The 15843-nt window shown below is 70.7% G+C and carries 13 protein-coding genes and 2 tRNA genes; 7 read left to right on the top strand and 8 right to left on the bottom strand.

Annotated elements, in window-relative coordinates; translation table 11 throughout:
* Positions 1-262 precede the first annotated feature (262 nt).
* Complete coding sequence (locus ACIBI4_RS11910; protein WP_399203573.1) at positions 263-2470, top strand: elongation factor G-like protein EF-G2; 2208 nt, start codon at positions 263-265, stop codon at positions 2468-2470.
* Positions 2471-2705: 235 nt separating this feature from the next.
* A complete protein-coding gene (locus tag ACIBI4_RS11905) occupies positions 2706-4388 on the top strand; it encodes a hypothetical protein (RefSeq protein WP_399203572.1) in 1683 nt (560 codons plus the stop codon).
* Positions 4389-4439: 51 nt separating this feature from the next.
* Here ACIBI4_RS11905 and ACIBI4_RS11900 read toward each other — a convergent pair whose 3' ends face one another.
* Positions 4440-5000 carry an HIT family protein gene (locus tag ACIBI4_RS11900; protein WP_399203571.1) on the bottom strand — a complete coding sequence of 187 codons (561 nt, stop codon included), beginning with the start codon at positions 4998-5000 and terminating at the stop codon, positions 4440-4442.
* Between the two features lie 67 nt (positions 5001-5067).
* On the opposite strand from ACIBI4_RS11900, the gene ACIBI4_RS11895 reads away from it, so the two are divergent.
* Positions 5068-5730 carry a potassium channel family protein gene (locus ACIBI4_RS11895; RefSeq protein WP_399203570.1) on the top strand — a complete coding sequence of 221 codons (663 nt, stop codon included), beginning with the start codon at positions 5068-5070 and terminating at the stop codon, positions 5728-5730.
* Between the two features lie 75 nt (positions 5731-5805).
* Here the strand turns inward: ACIBI4_RS11895 and thrS are convergent, their stop codons facing one another.
* The 3 genes from thrS to ACIBI4_RS11880 all read right to left on the bottom strand — a co-directional run bounded on the left by thrS (position 5806) and on the right by ACIBI4_RS11880 (position 9693).
* Positions 5806-7785 (bottom strand): threonine--tRNA ligase, encoded by a 1980-nt coding sequence (gene thrS / locus ACIBI4_RS11890; protein WP_399203569.1) that lies wholly within the window; start codon positions 7783-7785, stop codon positions 5806-5808.
* Between the two features lie 124 nt (positions 7786-7909).
* Positions 7910-9130, bottom strand: coding sequence for a hypothetical protein (locus tag ACIBI4_RS11885; RefSeq protein ID WP_399203568.1), 1221 nt, complete (start codon positions 9128-9130; stop codon positions 7910-7912).
* Positions 9127-9693, bottom strand: a complete 567-nt coding sequence (locus tag ACIBI4_RS11880; protein ID WP_399203566.1) for a DUF4365 domain-containing protein — start codon at positions 9691-9693, stop codon at positions 9127-9129. Before ACIBI4_RS11880 ends, ACIBI4_RS11885 begins: the two co-directional genes overlap by 4 nt.
* 130 nt (positions 9694-9823) lie before the next feature.
* Here ACIBI4_RS11880 and ACIBI4_RS11875 point away from each other — a divergent pair, with 130 nt between their 5' ends.
* Positions 9824-10549 carry a 3'-5' exonuclease gene (locus tag ACIBI4_RS11875; RefSeq protein ID WP_399203565.1) on the top strand — a complete coding sequence of 242 codons (726 nt, stop codon included), beginning with the start codon at positions 9824-9826 and terminating at the stop codon, positions 10547-10549.
* Positions 10550-10613: 64 nt separating this feature from the next.
* On the opposite strand, the gene ACIBI4_RS11870 is transcribed toward ACIBI4_RS11875, so the two are convergent.
* Positions 10614-10685, bottom strand: a tRNA-Val gene (locus tag ACIBI4_RS11870).
* 91 nt (positions 10686-10776) lie between these two features.
* The gene (locus ACIBI4_RS11865) at positions 10777-11223 is read right to left on the bottom strand and encodes an SRPBCC family protein (protein ID WP_399203564.1); all 447 of its coding nucleotides are present in this window, start codon (positions 11221-11223) and stop codon (positions 10777-10779) included.
* Positions 11224-11312: 89 nt separating this feature from the next.
* Here ACIBI4_RS11865 and ACIBI4_RS11860 point away from each other — a divergent pair, with 89 nt between their 5' ends.
* Entirely contained in the window at positions 11313-13736 is a 2424-nt protein-coding gene (locus ACIBI4_RS11860; protein WP_399203563.1) for an SCO7613 C-terminal domain-containing membrane protein, read from the top strand.
* A 91-nt stretch (positions 13737-13827) separates the two neighbouring features.
* Here ACIBI4_RS11860 and ACIBI4_RS11855 read toward each other — a convergent pair.
* Positions 13828-13899, bottom strand: a tRNA-Val gene (locus ACIBI4_RS11855).
* Between the two features lie 62 nt (positions 13900-13961).
* Positions 13962-14420, bottom strand: coding sequence for a TIGR02611 family protein (locus ACIBI4_RS11850; protein WP_399203562.1), 459 nt, complete (start codon positions 14418-14420; stop codon positions 13962-13964).
* 191 nt (positions 14421-14611) lie between these two features.
* Between ACIBI4_RS11850 and ACIBI4_RS11845 the strand changes: the two genes are divergently transcribed.
* Together ACIBI4_RS11845 and ACIBI4_RS11840 are read left to right on the top strand one after the other, a co-directional pair.
* Positions 14612-15025 carry an SsgA family sporulation/cell division regulator gene (locus tag ACIBI4_RS11845; protein WP_003987206.1) on the top strand — a complete coding sequence of 138 codons (414 nt, stop codon included), beginning with the start codon at positions 14612-14614 and terminating at the stop codon, positions 15023-15025.
* Between the two features lie 246 nt (positions 15026-15271).
* Positions 15272-15838 carry a CGNR zinc finger domain-containing protein gene (locus tag ACIBI4_RS11840; RefSeq protein WP_399203561.1) on the top strand — a complete coding sequence of 189 codons (567 nt, stop codon included), beginning with the start codon at positions 15272-15274 and terminating at the stop codon, positions 15836-15838.
* Positions 15839-15843: the final 5 nt, after the last annotated feature.

Below are 15843 nucleotides of genomic sequence, written 5' to 3'. Positions count from 1 at the left end.
GGGGGTGGCGGGTCCGCGCGGCCCCAGTGGCCACCGGCTGGCCCATCGTAGTCACGGAGCCGCCCGCTCCACCCGCCCAGCCCCTGCCGCGCGCCCGCAGGCGGGCGATCCCGTACGACGTATGGACGCACCATGTCCGGAGTGGAAAGCTCGAAGGACCGCGGGCGTCGCCGAAGCCGCCGGCCTTGTTGAGCCTGACCAGCACGCGGTTTCCGCGTGTCCGCGCCCACTCCTCACCGTGCAAGAAACCGGGAGGCAAGGCATGGGCGACAAGGCGAATGCACACCCTGGGGCCGCCGGCAGGGCTCTGGCGGCCGACCACCCCGCGTCCGTACGGAATGTGGTGCTGGTCGGCCACAGCGGCTCGGGCAAGACGACTCTGGTGGAGGCCCTCGCCCTCACCACGGGGGCGGTGAACCGGGCGGGCCGGGTGGAGGACGGCACCGCCGTATCGGACTACGACGAGATCGAGCACCGCCAGCAACGGTCGGTCCAGCTGTCGCTGGTCCCCGTCGAATGGGGCGGTATCAAGATCAACCTCCTCGACACTCCGGGATACGCGGACTTCGTCGGGGAACTGCGGGCCGGTCTGCGAGCTGCGGACGCGGCCCTTTTCATTGTCTCGGCGGCCGAGGGCACCGAGGGCATCCCGGGCGCCACGCGCATGGTGTGGGACGAGTGCGCGGCCGTGGGCATGCCGCGCGCCATCGTGGTCACGCACCTGGAGACCGCCCGGGCCGACTTCGAGCAGATGACCCGGGCCTGCGCCGAGACCTTCGGCGGTGACGACCCCGACGCCGTCCTGCCGCTGTATCTGCCGCTGCACGGCGAGGCGGGCGCGGACGGGCACTCCCCGGTACTCGGCCTGATCGGCCTGCTGTCGCAGAAGGTCTTCGACTACTCGTCGGGCGAGCGCAAGGAGCGGCCGCCGTCGGGCGAGGAGCTGCCGCTGATCGACGAGGCACGCAACCGGCTGATCGAGGGGATCATCGCCGAGAGCGAGGACGAGTCCCTCATGAACCGCTATCTGAGCGGCGAGGAGCTCGATTTCAAGACCCTCGTGGGCGATCTGGAGACCGCGGTGGCGCGCGGCATCTTCCATCCGGTGCTCGCCGCGGCCCCCGCGGCCGAGGGTTCCAAGCAGGGCCTCGGCACTCTGGAGCTCCTGGAACTGATCACGGGCGGCTTCCCCACCCCCCTGGAGCGCCCGGCGCCCGAGGTGAGCACCCCGGCGGGCGCCGCACGCGAGGTGGCCGCGTGCGATCCGGACGGGCCGCTGGTCGCCGAGGTCGTGAAGACGTCCTCCGACCCCTATGTGGGCCGGATCTCTCTCGTACGGGTCTTCTCCGGGACCTTGCGCCCGGACGCGACGGTCCATGTGTCCGGCCACGGGCTGGCCGACCGCGGGCACGAGGACCATGACGTGGATGAGCGGATCGGCGCGCTCTCCGCACCGTTCGGCAAGCAGCAGCGCACGCTGTCCCAGGCCATCGCGGGCGATCTGGCCTGTGTGGCCAAGCTGAGCCGGGCCGAGACCGGCGACACCCTGTCCGCGAAGGACGACCCGCTGCTCATGGAGCCGTGGAGCATGCCCGACCCGCTGCTGCCACTCGCCATCCAGGCCCACAGCAAGCCGGACGAGGACAAGCTCTCGCAGGGCCTCTCGCGCCTGGTCGCCGAGGACCCGACCATGCGTCTGGAGCAGAACCAGAGCACGCACCAGGTAGTGCTGTGGTGCCTGGGCGAGGCACACGCGGACGTGGCCCTTGAGCGGCTGCGCCACCGTTTCGGGGTGCAGGTCGACGTCGTACCGCACAAGGTGTCGCTGCGGGAGACCTTCTCGGGCAAGGCGGCCGCGCGCGGCCGGCACGTCAAGCAGTCGGGCGGGCACGGGCAGTTCGCGATCTGCGAGATCGAGGTGGAGCCGCTGCCGGGTGGCTCGGGCATCGAGTTCGTGGACAAGGTCGTGGGCGGCGCGGTGCCGCGGCAGTTCATCCCCTCCGTCGAGAAGGGCGTACGGGCCCAGGCCGCGCGCGGTGTGGCGCTCGGGTATCCGCTGGTCGACGTGCGGATCACGCTGCTCGACGGCAAGGCACACTCGGTGGACTCCTCGGACGCCGCGTTCCAGACGGCGGGCGCGCTGGCGCTGCGCGAAGCGGCGGCGGGCGTCACGATCCATCTGCTCGAACCGGTCAGCGAAGTGCAGGTCCTGGTCGCCGACGAGTACGTGGGCGCGGTGATGAGCGATCTGTCCGGGCGGCGCGGGCGCGTGGTCGGCACCGAGCAGTCGCCGGGCGGCCGGACGCTGGTACGGGCCGAGGTGCCGGAGATCGAGATCGGGCGGTACGCGGTGGATCTGCGCTCGCTGTCGCACGGCACCGGGCGCTTCAGCCGGAGCTACGCGCGGCACGAGCCGATGCCGCCGCAACAGGCCGCCAAGTTGCGCGAGGAGGCGGCGGGTTCGAGCTGACGCCACTGCCTGCGCCTTTGCCTGCGCATGTGCCTGCGCCTTTGCTGCGCATGCGCCGTTGTCCGTGCCTGTGGATAACCGAACCGCTGGTTTTCCACAGGCCCGGGCGGCCTTCGCGGCTCCCGGATACATTGGTTGATCTGCGCATCCCGCGCGGCGTCCGACCTGCTGACACTCCGTCAGAAGGTGTGCCGCGTACGGAAGTCGGGAAGGCCGCAGAAGCGACAGCGCGGCGATGGGGGCAGCAGTGACAATCAACCCGGACATCGGTGCCCAGGTGCCCCTCGCGGGCAGCGGGAGCGAGGTGACGGCCACCCATGCCCTGGCATCGGCCGCGTACCGGGACACCGCCGTCGACGAGATACTCAAGGCGAACAGCGAGTGGCACAAGTCCGAGATAAAGAAGGGCAAGCTCTCGCTCTTCAAGCCCGATCTCGGCGAGGCCTTCTCGCGCGCGGTGCAGCTGCGGATGATCGGCGGCGCCCGCAAGCCGCTGATCCAGTCGTTCGGCGCGGACCCGGAGGCCGTCGTCGAGCACTGCCTCGCCGCCACCCGGATCCGCCGGCTGCGCGACGGCAAGCTCACCGTGGTGATGGGCGTGTTCGGGCTGCTCTTCCTGCCGGGCCTGCTCGTCTGGCTGCTGATCTTCCAGGCCAAGAAGTGGATCGGCGACCAGAAGGACAAGCGCGTCCAGGCCATCTCCACGGCCGTCCTCGTGGGCGCCGCGGGCCTGCTCCTGATCGTCCTGATCCGGCTGCCCTTCACCGGTATCGCCGGCATCTATCTGCGCGCCATGGTCGTCGCCCCTGTGATCGGCTGGCTGCTCGCCAAGCAGATATGCGAACGCACGGCGGTCGACCTGCGCTCCCGCTGGGGGAACCTTCTCGGCGGCGGCGGCATCGGCGCGAAGATCCCCGAGGCGGTGCCCACCAGCCCGAGCGACACGGAGGCGGCGAAGCTCCAGGCCGGGCTCAGGAACCTCGCGTCCGAGCAGGGCGCCAACTCCGTGTTCTACGCGGGCCCCAAGGGCATCCTCGGCATGGGCACACGCTGGGGCAGCTGGCAGCTGGCGGAGGAGCTCATCCCGCAGAACAAGGACAAGGGGATCAACCTGTTTCGCAGCTGGACCGTCATACGGGCGATCCAGAAACAGCTGAGCGAGCTGGAGCGGGGCACCCTGCACACCGGAGGCTTCCCCCCGCCGTCCGTCCGGCACTGGGTGGTCCGGGCCATCGGGGAGGGCGCCTCCGAGGTCGCACGCCCTGAGGGCACCAAGACGAAGACGCCCGACGGCAATGAGCTCATCTCCTACGTGATCAAGGACAGCCAGATCGAGAAGATCTGCAACGAGCAGCAGTTCAGCAGCGGCGACCGGCACTACCTGGGAGTCCAGTTCCGACTGTGGGACGGCCAGTTGATGCTGACGATGCTGATCACCGTGACGGTGCTGGCCGACACGCTCCGCATCGAGGTCACGGGCCATGCCCTCGGGCCGGTGCACTCGCTGTTCACGACCAAGCCGAAGCCGAAGACCAAGGAAGTCTCCAAGACCATCAGGTTCTGGGAGGTCAGGGAGGTCACGCTGCCCCTGATGAGCACCATGGACGTGGTCCGCATCGCGGTCCGCGCGCCCTTCACCTGGTATCCGCCGCTGCTCGACTACCTCGGCGGCAAGCTGGTGCTCCCCGAGCCCTTCGGGCTGCGGCACGCCTGGGCCGACAAGCCCTGGCGCCACCGTTTCATGGCGGACGACGCGCTGCGCGCGGCCACGCCGGTGCTTCGGGCCGTGCACGCCTCGGCGATCAAGGTCCTTGAGGAGAACGACGTGAACACCGAGCGCTTCGGCTCCCGTTCGCTCCTCCTCAGCAACCTGGTCCAGGACCCGACCCCGCAGAAGGCGGACGTCTACGACGCGTGAGCGGGCCCGTCAGGTGCGGGCTCGCGCCGGAGCGAGCCCGCCTGCGAAGGCTCAGACAGCCGGCCAGGCGTCCGCGAGCATCGTCCGGGTGTCGGCGAGGAGTTGGGGCAGCACCTTGGTGTGGCCGACCACCGGCATGAAGTTGGTGTCGCCACCCCAGCGCGGCACGATGTGCTGGTGCAGATGCGCCGCGATCCCGGCGCCCGCCACGGTCCCCTGGTTCATCCCGATGTTGAACCCGTGCGCACCTGACGCGGCCCGCAGCGCGGCCATCGCCTGCTTGGTGAGCTCACCCAGCTCGGCCGTCTCCGGAGCGGTCAGCTCGGTGTAGTCGGCGACGTGCCGGTAAGGCACCACCATCAGATGGCCGCCGTTGTACGGATAGAGGTTGAGCACCGCGTAGACCTGCTCGCCGCGTGCCACCACGAGCCCGTCCTCGTCGGACTTCCCCGGAATCGAGCAGAAGGGACAGCCGTCCTCGGCCCCGGGGCCGGTGGGCTTGTTCTCGCCCTGGATATAGGCCATCCGATGAGGCGTCCACAGGCGCTGGAACGCGTCCTGGGTCCCCACTCCGATCTGCTGTTCCGGCTCACTCGTCATGCTGTGCAGCATATGGCTTCGCCCGTTCGGAGCGTGTCGCCGGGGGCCTCGCCGTGATCGCTGCGGCGAAGCTGACCGGATGGAAGACGACAGCCCGCAGGAGCGCTGGCGCCGGCGCACCGAAGTCCCGCTCGCCGTCGGCTCGCTGCTGTTCCTCGGCTCGTACGCGGCCCGGGTTCTGCTTCACGGCATGCCGGAGGGATGGCGCGACGTCTGCGTGGCGGTGACCTTCGGCGCCTGGGCCCTGTTCGCCGTCGACTACGGCGTGCGCTGGCGGATGAGCCGCAGCGGACTGCGGTACATCCGCACCCACTGGCTGGACACCCTCGTCCTGCTCCTGCCGCTCCTTCGCCCGCTGCGTGTGGTCCGGCTCTACGAGGCCGTCCAGAAACGGCACGGCGAACCGCGGCTGAGCCTGTACGCACGCGTGATGGTCTACGCGAGCCTCTCGGCCCTGCTCCTCGGCTTCGCCGGCGCCCTTGCCGTGTACCACCACGAACGGCTCGCGCCGGGAGCGAACATCCGCACCTTCGGCGACGCGGTCTGGTGGACCTGCACCACGCTCTCGACCGTGGGCTACGGCGACAAAGCGCCGGTGACCGGCGTCGGACGGCTGGTAGCCGTCGGCATGATGGCCTGCGGCATCGGGCTGCTGGGAGCGGTGACGGGTTCGTTCTCCTCGTGGCTGATCCAGGTGTTCACGCTGGAGGACGAGAAGCGCAGGGCGCGCAACCAGCGCTGACGCCCGGCGCGCTCAGCACGACGAAGGGCCCCGGGCGAGTGCCCGGGGCCCTTCGTACCGTCCGACGCGACGGGATCAGACCTGAGCCCGCTCCTCGACCACCTTCGCGATCTTCGCGATGGCCTCGTCGACCGGAATGCCGTTCTCCTGCGAGCCGTCGCGGTAACGGAAGGACACCGAACCGGCGTTCATGTCCTCGTCGCCCGCGATGACCATGAAGGGCACCTTGGCCTTCTGCTGGTTGCGGATCTTCTTCTGCATCCGGTCCGAGGACGAGTCGACCTCGACCCGCAGGCCCTGGGCACGGGCCTTCGCCGCGAACTCCTGCAGGTACTCGACGTGCGCGTCACCGATCGGGATACCGACGGCCTGCACCGGCGCCAGCCACGCCGGGAACGCACCCGCGTAGTGCTCGAGAAGCACGCCGAAGAACCGCTCGATCGATCCGAACAGCGCGCGGTGGATCATCACCGGCTGCTGACGCGAACCGTCGGCGGCGGTGTACTCCAGCTGGAAGCGCTTGGGCTGGTTGAAGTCGACCTGGATGGTCGACATCTGCCAGGACCGGCCGATCGCGTCCTTGACCTGCACGGAGATCTTCGGCCCGTAGTAGGCGGCACCACCCGGGTCGGCCACCAGCGGCAGATCCTGCTTCTCGGCCGCGAGGCGCAGCGCCTCGGTGGCCTCGGCCCAGTCCGCGTCGTCGCCGATGAACTTGTCGGAGTCGTCGCGGGTGGACAGCTCCAGCTCGAAGTCGTTCAGGCCATAGTCGCGCAGCAGGTCGAGCACGAAGGTCAGGAGCGTGTCGAGCTCCTGCGGCATCTGCTCCTTGGTGCAGTAGATGTGCGAGTCGTCCTGGGTGAAGCCGCGCGAGCGGGTCAGGCCGTGCACGACGCCCGACTTCTCGTACCGGTACACGGTGCCGAACTCGAAGAGCCGCAGCGGCAGTTCACGGTAGGAACGCCCGCGGGACTTGAAGATCAGGTTGTGCATCGGGCAGTTCATCGCCTTGAGGCGGTAGTTCTGCTCGTCGAACTCGATGGGCGGGAACATTCCCTCCGCGTAGTGCGGCAGGTGGCCCGAGATCTCGAAGAGCTTCTCCTTCGAGATGTGCGGGGTGTTCACGAACTCGTAGCCGGAGGTCTCGTGCGCCTTGCGCGAGTAGTCCTCCATGACCTTGCGGATCACACCGCCCTTGGGGTGGAACACCGCGAGGCCGGGGCCGAGCTCCTCCGGGAAGGAGAACAGGTCGAGCTCCGCACCGAGCTTGCGGTGGTCGCGCTTCTCGGCCTCCGCGAGGAACTCCAGGTACCCCTTGAGCTCGTCCTTCGACGGCCAGGCGGTCCCGTAGATGCGCTGCAGCTGCGGGTTCTTCTCGCTGCCGCGCCAGTAGGCGGCGGCCGAGCGCATCAGCTTGAACGCGGGGATGACGCGGGTGGTCGGCAGGTGGGGACCGCGGCAGAGGTCCTTCCAGCACAGCTCGCCGGTCTTGGCGTCGAGGTTGTCGTAGATGGTCAGCTCGCCGGCGCCCACCTCGGCGTCCGCGCCGTCGGCGGCCTGCGCCGCGTTGCCCTTGAGGCCGATGAGCTCCAGCTTGTACGGCTCGTCGGCGAGCTCGACGGCAGCGTCCTCGTCGGTGGTGACACGGCGCGAGAAGCGCTGGCCCCGCTTCTGGATCTCCTGCATCTTCTTCTCGATGCGCTTGAGGTCCTCGGGGGTGAAGGGCTCCTTGACGTCGAAGTCGTAGTAGAAGCCGTCCTTGATGGGCGGGCCGATACCGAGCTTCGCCTCGGGGAACAGCTCCTGCACGGCCTGCGCCATGACGTGCGCGGTCGAGTGGCGCAGGATGTTCAGACCGTCCTGCGACGCGATCTCGACGGGCTCGACCTCGTCACCGTCCTGCAGCTCGTACGCGAGGTCCTTGAGCTCGCCCGCGAGGCGGGCGGCGACGATGGTGCGCTCGCCGGGGAAGAGCTCGGCCGCCGTGGTGCCCGTGGTCACCACGCGCTCTTCCCGCTCGGAATCGCGTTGGATGATCACACGGACGTCAGACACTGGTCTCTCCTAGCTGAAGGGGTCGCGTCGCCGTACGAATGGCCACGCCGGTGGAATCGTACCGAGCCGACCCCACCGATCGCGAAACGGATAACCGGCCCCCGCGGCCCCGCCCGATCAGGCCTCAGTCCGCTTCGTCCCCGCTGCACGCCTCCTCGAAGAAGTCGAGGTTCTCCTGCAGCGACTTCATCATCCGGTCCCGTACCGCCTCGTCCACCTGCACGGGCACCACCTGCGAGGCCCCGGTCAGCCGCCGGAACCCGCCCCGGCTCTCCAGCCGCCCGCTCACCCGGATCGGCAGCCCGACCAGATGCGCACTGCCCGCGATCCGGTACGCCTCCTCGTCCAGGCTCAGGCGTATGTGCGGCACGTCGGCGCCCGCGATGACGCGCAGCCGCACCGTGCCGGTCCCGCGCGGACCGCTGCGCCGCATCCGCACGACCGTGCCCGTGATCCGTACGGGCAGGGATGGCTCCTCGCGCAGGAAGCGCGCCCCCGCCTCCCGCAGCACGGGCAGGTCGCCCGGCGAGAACTCCACCTCCTCCGGCCGCTGCGCACACCCCTCGGGCACCCCCGCCGCGGGCGCCCACGCGAACGTGATCCGGGCCCCTTCGCTCCCGCGCACCAGCGCGACCAGCGCCTCGGTCAGCTCCTGGCTGACGCCCGCCTCGATCGCGGTGTCGAAGGCCTCCATCCCGCCCGTGGCCCGCCGGTAGTCGACGGCCTCCCGGGCCGCGTACAACGCGTGGTGCAGTCGTACGACGAGGGAGCGGCCGCTCTCCACGGGGACGAACGCCGTGAGGCGGCGGCCGCCGGGCGCCGGGCCGACCAGCAGGTTCTGCAGCGCGGCCGCGGCCGGCCTGCGGTGGCGCGCGCCGTAGTACCCGGCGCGTCCGCGGACCGCGAGCGCCCCCGCGATCAGCATCCGTCGGGCCGCACCGCGCAGTTCCTCCTCGGCCATCCACGGGGCGGTGCCCGCAGGCCCTGGCGGCACATCGCGCGACCAGCGCACCTCGTCGCTCGGCAGCGCGAGCGCCACGAGCACGTCGCGCGCGGAGGGTGCGGCGCTGCGGGACAGGGCGAGGAGCGCCTCGTCGAGCAGGTCCTCGCTGTCGGGAAAGGCGCGGCTCTCGGGCACGAGCAGACTGGTGGCCGCCACCCCGCCGGGCGCCGTCCACCGCGCATAGCGCCCGACGGCTCCGCCGCGCCGCTGCCAGCCGTGCCGCCGGAGCAGTTCGCCGAGGACGGCGGGGTCCACCGGTGCCGTACGCGCGGATTCGTAGCCGTCGACGGGGTGCGGCCGCAGGGGTTCGTCGGCCGGACGGTGCTGCCCCACAGGCGTCATGGTCTGCCTCCCGTCCCGACGCGCGTCATGATCTCGCAGAGCGCCCGGTCGTCGAAGATCCGTGCGGTCGGTATGCGTACGGTCGTGCGGCGCCGGCCCGTGATGCGGTGGCCGGCGAGGTTGACCCAGTAGCAGCAGTGCCGCAGGTCGAGCCGGTCATGGCTCGCTCTGAGCCAGTCCTCCTGCGCCCGCGGCACGAGCATCACCACGAGGATCTTGTGCACCGAGACCGGGGTGCGCGCCAGCTTCGCCAGATGCTCGTTGTCGAGCGTGAACGAGAAGGCCGCGCCCGGCGGGTTTGGCGCTATCTGGTACGTGGCCTTCAGCTGCACCTTGATGGTCACCTCGTCGTCGACCGCGTGCCCGGGCGCGCTGTGACTGACGTGCCAGTCGATGCCGTTGTCCGGAAAGGGCTGCGAGAGCGAGCACCCGGCCGCGGCCGCCACGGCGTGCAGATAGCCCACCTGCAGGGTCTCCATGCAGGCGGTGGTGGCGAGGGTGCCGCGCAGCGGTGCGGTCCGCTCGGGCAGCAGCCCACTGGGTTCGGGCTGCGCGAGCGCCATGGCCGTCAACTCCCTTGTCCCTCATCTCTGTTGTGACCGGTCGGCATACGCCGCAAACGGTCCGGGCATCACCTGGTCGGGGCAGGGGTGGCGCATCATCTGCCAGGAATGAACAGGGAGTTGCATCACTATGACGTGCTGGTACGAGGGACCCCTGGCCGCATTCGACACCGAGACGACCGGCGTGGACGTGGAACACGACCGGATCGTGTCGGCCGCGATCATCGTGCAGGACTCGGCGGGCGCCCGTGCGCGGGCCACTCGCTGGCTGGTCAACCCGGGCGTTCCAGTGCCCGCGGCCGCCACGGAAGTGCACGGCCTGACCGACGACCATCTGCAGCGCAACGGCCGCTGGCCGGCCCCTGTCATGGAGGAGATAGCCCGCGAGCTGGCCGAACTGCACGCGTCGGGGCGGCCGTTGGTCGTGATGAACGCGCCGTTCGACCTCACGCTCCTCGACCGCGAGCTGCGCCGCCACCGGGCATCCTCGCTGTCCCGCTATCTGCAGAACCACCCGCTGTGCGTGCTCGACCCGCGCGTCCTCGACAAGCACCTGGACCGCTACCGCAAGGGCCGCCGCACCCTGACCGACCTGTGCGAGCACTACGGCGTGGAGCTCACGGGCGCGCACGACGCGGGCGCCGACGCCCGCGCCTCGCTCGATGTCATCCGCGCGATCGGCCGCCGCTACGCGTCCCGGCTCGAACGCCTCAACCCCGCCGAGCTGCACTCGCTCCAGGCGGTCTGGCACGCGGCCCAGGCGCGCGGTCTGCAGGCCTGGTTCGCCCGCAGCGGCACCCAGGAGGCAGTCGACCCGGCCTGGCCCCTGCGCCCGGAACTCCCGGCGGCGGCGTGACCCGTTCCGACTCCGGACATGCGAAAGGCCGGTCCGTCATCGACGGACCGGCCTTCCCCGAGCGTGGGCGATACTGGGTTCGAACCAGTGACCTCTTCGGTGTGAACGAAGCGCTCTCCCACTGAGCTAATCGCCCGGGAACGCACTGAACCATACAGGTCGGAGCGGCTGTCGTTCAAACCCGTTGCCCGCCGCGCTCCGGTGACGTCCCAGCCGCGCGCCAGGTATCAGCCTCGCGCCAGGTATACGGCCAGCCCTCTCCTCCCGCTGCGCATCATCAGCGCGTGGTTGAGCAGGAACAGCGGCCGCCCCGGCACGGCGAAGCGCCGCATCAGCCCGCGCTGCACCCGCACTTCCTGCTCGTACACGGCCCGCGCACCCCCGTCGCGCGCGGACACGGTCCACCGCGCCCACCCCTTCAGGTCCCCGCTCGCGGCCACTTCGAGCACACCCGCCTCGGGATCGCGCCGCTCCGCGCGGACGGTCACGAGCAGCTCGTACGGGATGAAGGACCTGATCCGGACCACGCCGGTGTCCTCGTCGTGCCGGATCGTCTCGCGGATCTCGCGCCACCAGGAGGGATACGACTCCACTTCCTCGAGCACCCGGAAGACCGCGTCCGGGGCAGCCGACAGGTCCCACACACTGCGGAAGCGGTAGTGGCTCCAGTCCATGCCCCAAGTGTCGCGCGGGGACGTACTCAGGGGGAGATGAGTACGCGTGCGCATCCCCCGTGCGTATGACGCGGACCACACTCCGTGCCATGACGAGCATTCCGCCTCCTGCCGAGGAACTGCGCATCCTCGATGCCGAACTGACCCTCCTGGACGCCCGCCGCGCCCAGCTGCTGGCCCGCAGGGCCTGGCTGGTCAGCGTGCTGCAGCAGTCGGCACCGTCGGCGTCCGTACCGCCGGCATCCGCACCTGCGGCGTCCGCGCCGCCCCGCGCCGTGGCGCAGACCTGGGCCCCGCGTCAGCCCGAGGCCGCGCCGCACGGGGTGCAGAACGTCCTGCTGACCCTCGGCGGCATCCTGCTCGCCGTCGCCGCCATCGCGTTCACGGTCGTGAGCTGGGGCTCGATGGGGATCGGCGGACGCAGTGCGGTGCTCGCGACCGTCACGCTCGCGGCCCTCGTCGTGCCGGCGGTGCTGCTGCGCCGCGGTCTGGCGTCGACGGCCGAGGCGATCGCCGCCGTCGGCCTGCTCCTGACCGTGCTCGACGCGTACGCACTGCATGCCGTGGCGCTCCAGGACACGGACCCGATGGCGTACGCGGCCGGCGCGGCAGCCGTCCTCGCCGCACTCTGGATCGTGTACGGCCTGCTCCTGCCGGCTCTGCACCTTCCCCTGCCGGCCGGAGTCGCCACCGCTCATCTCCCGCTGCTCCTCTGGTCGTTCGCGGCCGGCGCGGGTGCGCACGCGATGAGCGCCGCCCTGCTCGCCACAACGGCCGCGGCCACCCTCACCGCACTGCACGTCACCCGCGCCTCCGCCCGGATCACGGCAGCCGTGGGCGCAACGGCCTTCGGCCTGTTCGCCACGCTCACCGCGACGGGCCTCGTCCTCGACGCCGACAGCGCACCCGAGGCCGCCCTGGCCTCCCTCCACCTCCTGGCCGCGGCCACGATCGCCTTCTACGCGGCCTGGCGCTCCCCGCGCACCGACCTCGCCACGGCCACCGCGGCGGCCGGCACCACAGCCCTGCTCCTCGCGACCGGCGGCATCCTGCGCGCCGCGCTGCCGGACGACTGGGCGGTCGTCGCCCAACTCCTCTGCGCCACCGCCCTGTCGGCCCTCGTCCGCAGCACCCTGCCCCGTCCGGTGCGGCGCGGCCTCGCGGCAGCCTGCGCCGCCGTGTTCGCCCTGGCGCTCGCCTGGACCCTGCCCGCGCTCACCGCCGCGGTGGCCGGCCCGGCCGCCCGGCTCGACGGCGTGTGGACGGGCGCCGGGGAGCGGCAGCCCACGCCAGGCTCCGACGGTCTCGCCGTGGTGGCGGTGCTCGTGGTGGTGACCGGGGTTCTCACAGCCGCGTACCGCCTGGGAGGAGGCCGTACGTGGCGTCCGTACCCGGGCGTCGGCGCCACGGTCGCCGCCTGGGCCGCCCTCACCGTGCTCCCCCTGGCGCTCCGTCTCGCGCACCCGGCGGAACTCACCGCCCACTTGGTCCTCGCGACTCTCGCGCTCACGGCGACGGTCCTTGTGGCCCGCAGAACACCACAGAGCGGCACACTCCCGCTCACCACTCTCGTCTGCTTCTACGCCTCGGCCCTCACGGCGACCCTGCTCGCCCTCGCCACCGAACCGGCCACGTTCACCGCGCTCGGTGCGCTCCTCGCGCTGACGACCGCCGCAACGGCCATGCACCCGCGGGGCATCCACCAGGCCACGCTCGCGGTCGCGGCGGTCGCCGCGGCCACCGGTCTGGCGGTCGCGATCCCGGCGGCACTCGGAGTCCCCGCCCATCAGGCCGCGTTCGCCGTCCTGGCCGTCCCGGCGGCCACCGCCCTGCTCGGCGCCCGGCTGCGCACCGAGCCGTACGCGCTGCCGGTCGAACTCGCCGGCGCCACCGCCGCGGGCCTGGCCATCATCCTCGCGGCGACCGACGCCCCCGCCCTCTCCCTGACGCTCGCCCTGGCCGGAGTGATCGCGGCGGGCACGGCCCTGCGCGCGGACCGCCGTCCGGCCGCCGCGTACACCGCGGGCATCCTGTTCCTGCTGGCCACGTGGGTGCGTCTGGCCGCCTCGGACGTCACGACCCCGGAGGCGTACACGCTCCCGGTGACCGTCCCCGCGCTGGTGATCGGTCTGCTGCGCCGCCGCCGCGACCCGGAGGCCTCCTCCTGGGCGGCGTACGGACCGGGCCTCGCCGCGACGCTGCTGCCCAGCCTTGCCGCGTCCTGGAACGACGAGCACTGGCAGCGCCCGCTGCTGCTCGGCTCGGCGGCCCTGGTGATCACTCTGCTCGGCGCCCACCACCGGCTGCAGGCCCCGCTCACGCTCGGCGGCGCCACGCTCGCCCTGGTCGCGCTCCACGAACTCGCCCCGTACGTGGTGCAGGTGATCGGCGCGCTCCCCCGCTGGCTGCCCCCGGCCGCGGCCGGTCTGCTGCTGCTCGCGGCAGGCGCGACGTATGAACAACGACTGCGCGACGCAAGGCGTTTGCGCGACCTCATGGGCCGAATGCACTGAGCCTCGCGGGAATTCGCCGGAATTTCCCTCAACACCCCACAAAAACCAAGAAGTCCGCGAGATTCGGAATCTCGCGGACTTCTTGTCCGGGTGGGCGATACTGGGTTCGAACCAGTGACCTCTTCGGTGTGAACGAAGCGCTCTCCCACTGAGCTAATCGCCCGGGCGCAGGAAGAACCTTACCGCACGTCAGGGGCGTCCCGGACCACCCCGGCGGTCAGTGGCTCACTCGTCGATCTTCCACGGCATCGTGAAGCCGAACTTCCACAGATAGATGCCGAGCAGCACGCCGATGATCACCAGGCCGATGCTCGTCAGGATGATGTTGCGCCGCCGCACCTTCGGGTCGAGCGCCTTCTGTGCCGCCTCTGTGACCTTGCGCTTCGTCCAGCGGAGCACCAGCTGGGCCCAGACGAACTCGGTCGCCCAGATCGCCATGCCGCCGAAGATCACGACCCAGCCGGGTCCCGGCAGCGGCAGCATGATGATGCCGGCCACCACGACCACCAGGCCGATGATGAAGATGCCGACCTGCCAGCTCAGATGCAGTGCCCTGCGCGCCTTGATGAAGTCCGGCGCCTTGGACCCGAGCCCCTCGCCGGCCTGGGTCTCCCCCTGCTGTTCGCCGTCCGGCTGCGCCACCGCAGCGACGGCCTCGTCCCGCCCGTTACTCCCCGTATTCATGCCGCTAAACATTACCCGACAGAAACCATTCACCGGAATGGCCCCTTCGCACGAACTGTGACTCCGCTGTACGAGCGACCAAAACCGACTCAAAACCCTCAGAGGGGTTTACAACGGCACCGTAGGTGGCATGTCGATTTCGCCGACGTGCGAATCCCCGAGCGCACACTGAGCGAAAGGCCCTGGCGCTTATGAACACCACGGTCAGCTGCGAGCTGCACCTGCGCCTCGTTGTGTCGAGCGAGTCCTCACTGCCTGTACCCGCAGGACTGCGGTATGACACGGCCGATCCCTACGCCGTGCACGCCACCTTCCACACCGGAGCGGAGGAGACCGTCGAGTGGGTCTTCGCCCGCGATCTCCTCGCCGAGGGGCTGCATCGCCCCACAGGCACCGGTGACGTCCGTGTCTGGCCGTCCCGCAGTCACGGGCAGGGAGTCGTCTGCATCGCCCTGAGCTCCCCCGAGGGCGAAGCTCTGCTCGAGGCCCCGGCGCGGGCCCTGGAGTCGTTCCTGAAGCGGACCGACGCCGCCGTGCCCCCAGGCACCGAACATCGCCATTTCGATCTCGACACGGAGCTCTCACACATCCTGGCCGAGAACTGAGCCAGTCCGGGAGCAGCCCGGAACCGTCCACTCGGGGAGACGGTCCGGGCCCGTACAACTGCATACAGGCAGAAATCGGCGTCGTCGCCACGGGAACCTCCGTGGTGGCGGCGCCGTTGTCGTAGCAACAAAGCGCGCATGTCTCCCGCCGGTCTGGGCAGGCGGGCAGGGGTCCGCGCGGGGCAGCCGCTAGCATCGGCCAGCAATCGGCGGGCGGCGGTCCGGCCTTCATTGCAGGGAGCGAATGTGCTGATCACCCACGACACCCGGTGCGCGCTGGACGCCGTGGTGGATCTGGTGAACACGGCAGCCGATGACGACGGTGCCGACGGGGACGACAGCCTGTCCCTTGTCACCGATCTCCAGGACTTCGTGCGCGAGCACGACATCAGCGACGTGGGCGCGCTCACCGAGCGTGACCTCGCGGCCGTACGGAAGGTGCGCGACCGCTTCTGCGAGGTGTTCGCGGCCGAGGACGGGCCACGGGCGGCGGCGCTGATCAACGAGCTGGTGGCCGCGGCGGGCACCACCCCGCAGCTCACCGACCACGACGGCTTCGACTGGCATGTGCACTACTTCGCACCGGGCGCCTCGGTCGCCGACCATCTCGCGGCCGACTGCGGAATGGCGCTGGCCTTCTTCGTGGTCGCCGGCGAGCAGGAGCGGCTGCGGCGCTGCGAGGCGCCGGACTGCCGGCGCGCCTTCGTGGACCTGTCACGCAACCGCTCACGGCGGTACTGCGACAGCCGTACGTGCGGGAACCGGCTGCATGTCGCGGCGTACCGGGCACGGCGCAAGGAAGCGGCGGGCTGAGGCCC

It is taken from the genome of Streptomyces sp. NPDC050418 (assembly GCF_044458745.1).
Taxonomy (GTDB): Bacteria; Actinomycetota; Actinomycetes; order Streptomycetales; family Streptomycetaceae; genus Streptomyces.
This window is presented reverse-complemented; position numbering and strand designations above follow the sequence as displayed.

Coding starts and splice junctions, on each gene's coding strand:
- ACIBI4_RS11895 (WP_399203570.1), top strand. CDS start 5,068: ATGGAAGACGACAGCCCGCAGGAGCGCTGGCGCCGGCGCACCGAAGTC.
- ACIBI4_RS11880 (WP_399203566.1), bottom strand. CDS start 9,693: ATGGCGCTCGCGCAGCCCGAACCCAGTGGGCTGCTGCCCGAGCGGACC.
- ACIBI4_RS11850 (WP_399203562.1), bottom strand. CDS start 14,420: ATGAATACGGGGAGTAACGGGCGGGACGAGGCCGTCGCTGCGGTGGCG.
- ACIBI4_RS11860 (WP_399203563.1), top strand. CDS start 11,313: ATGACGAGCATTCCGCCTCCTGCCGAGGAACTGCGCATCCTCGATGCC.
- ACIBI4_RS11910 (WP_399203573.1), top strand. CDS start 263: ATGGGCGACAAGGCGAATGCACACCCTGGGGCCGCCGGCAGGGCTCTG.
- ACIBI4_RS11845 (WP_003987206.1), top strand. CDS start 14,612: ATGAACACCACGGTCAGCTGCGAGCTGCACCTGCGCCTCGTTGTGTCG.
- ACIBI4_RS11865 (WP_399203564.1), bottom strand. CDS start 11,223: ATGGACTGGAGCCACTACCGCTTCCGCAGTGTGTGGGACCTGTCGGCT.
- ACIBI4_RS11905 (WP_399203572.1), top strand. CDS start 2,706: ATGGGGGCAGCAGTGACAATCAACCCGGACATCGGTGCCCAGGTGCCC.
- ACIBI4_RS11875 (WP_399203565.1), top strand. CDS start 9,824: ATGACGTGCTGGTACGAGGGACCCCTGGCCGCATTCGACACCGAGACG.
- ACIBI4_RS11885 (WP_399203568.1), bottom strand. CDS start 9,130: ATGACGCCTGTGGGGCAGCACCGTCCGGCCGACGAACCCCTGCGGCCG.
- ACIBI4_RS11900 (WP_399203571.1), bottom strand. CDS start 5,000: ATGCTGCACAGCATGACGAGTGAGCCGGAACAGCAGATCGGAGTGGGG.